Here is a 1676-nt window from a genome sequence, read left to right as displayed (position 1 = left end):
TGGAACATCCGCACATTTGGTGATGGAACAACGGTCAGGGCCTGGGTCGGTAGGTCATTCGAGCACGCAACAGATTCAGCCCCGCCCGGCCATACATGCCCCGTTTCAAGGTCTTGAGCCGGTTCACTTGCCCTTCCACTTGGCCATTACTCCAGGGCAACGTGACCGCAGCCAGCACGGCATCAAAATCCCGCTCCAGGCCCACAGCGAAACGCATTAATTCCGGCACGTCACTGTTGGCCAATTCCCGCACCCAGTCGCGGAGCAGACCAGGGCTTTGTCCACTCAGGAGCGCCCAGCCAGTTTGCACCAACGCTTCGACCGCTCTGAACCAGGGCAGTTCCTGGCGGCATGCCGCCAGGAACTGCCCGACTACCGGATGTGTCACCAGCGCTGGACGGGCCAGAAACCAGCTCAACGCTCTGGCACTGGGACAGCGCACCGCAGGCCCATCGCTGTGCGAGGTGCCTGCCTGGAGACGCTTCGCCCGACACCATTCCCTCACGGCCGTAAAGCCCCCTCTATACCCCTGCCGCCGCACCGCCTCAAAGAGGTGTGTCGCGTTGTGGGCGCCAGCTTCCCACTGCGCGGTGAGCCAGCTGCGATAGGCGTCAATCGGTCCGGCCCGCGGTGGGCGGCGCGGTTGTCCAGGGCTGGCCGTCAGCTGCAGATACTTCTGCACCGTGACTTTGCTATAGCCCGTCTGGGCGCTGATTTGTTTGAGGGTGAGCCCCTGGGCCTTCAACTGATGAATCGCCTGGAAACGTTGTTCTGCCCGTGGCGTCGGTGGGCACACGGACGGCGTGGTGCCGACCGCCCCCTCTTCTTGAGGTGTCCTCAGGGTTGCAGTCGTTTTGCGAAAGATCGTCTGGACGGGGAGATGCAGGCGCTGGAGGAAACGCTCCAGCGTTTCCCGAAGGTTCTTCAGCAGGTGCCAGCGATCAGCGATTTGCAGCGCTTGGGGCGCGCCAATCGTCGCGGCTTCCTGATACGCGCTGGAACGATCGCGTGTGATGATGCGGATTTCTGGATGGTCACGCAGCCACGCCACCACTGTGGCGACCTCGCGGTCCGGTAGCAAGTCAATGGTTTCATGTCGGTCCAGGTCAACCAGGATGGTGCCATATCGTTGACCCTTGCGCCATGCCCAGTCATCCATGCCCAACGTATAGACCGGCCGCCAGGGTGAGGAAGAGTGCTGCGGGACAGCGCGCAAGAGCGTATCGGCGCTGATGGGTTGACCGATAGCGGCCAGACAGCGTGCCGCACACTCACCGCCAGCATCCAGGGCCACCCTGGCGACTTGCTGGGCAAGTCGCCGGGTCAGACGCTGCCATGGTGCAGCGATGGTGAGGCGTTCGCAGAAGATGCGCTGTGGACACGTAGAGGCCGTGCAGAAAAATCGTCGAACATCCACGAGCAGTCGCACCCGTCGTCCAAAGCAGGCCAAGTCCTTGAGGACACGCTGGTAGCGGCTGTGGACACGGGTGGATGACTGGCCACACTGCGGACAGCTCGCACAGCTCACCGTGCTGGAGATCTCCAGCCAGAGAGTGTGGGGTCGAAGGCGGGCGGTGTTGAAGTGCAGCGTGACCGGATCAGGCAGAAACAGCTGATAGTCCATGACGGATCATGCACCTTGACCGCTGTTCCATCACCAAATGTGCGGATGTTCC

The 1676-nt window shown here is 62.2% G+C and carries 1 protein-coding gene; it reads right to left on the bottom strand.

Going from position 1 to position 1676, the window contains the following annotated elements; all coding sequences use genetic code 11:
* Positions 1–34: 34 nt before the first annotated feature.
* The gene (locus K7W41_RS23230; RefSeq protein ID WP_224612913.1) at positions 35–1624 is read right to left on the bottom strand and encodes an ISL3 family transposase; all 1590 of its coding nucleotides are present in this window, start codon (positions 1622–1624) and stop codon (positions 35–37) included.
* Positions 1625–1676: the final 52 nt, after the last annotated feature.

It is taken from the genome of Deinococcus multiflagellatus (assembly GCF_020166415.1).
Classification (GTDB): Bacteria; Deinococcota; Deinococci; order Deinococcales; family Deinococcaceae; genus Deinococcus; species Deinococcus multiflagellatus.
Note: the sequence above shows the minus strand (reverse complement) of the source record. Positions and strands in the feature narration are given on the sequence as shown.

What these genes read in the sequence shown, in the direction of transcription:
- K7W41_RS23230 (WP_224612913.1), bottom strand. Translation starts at nt 1,624, where the DNA reads ATGGACTATCAGCTGTTTCTGCCTGATCCGGTCACGCTGCACTTCAAC.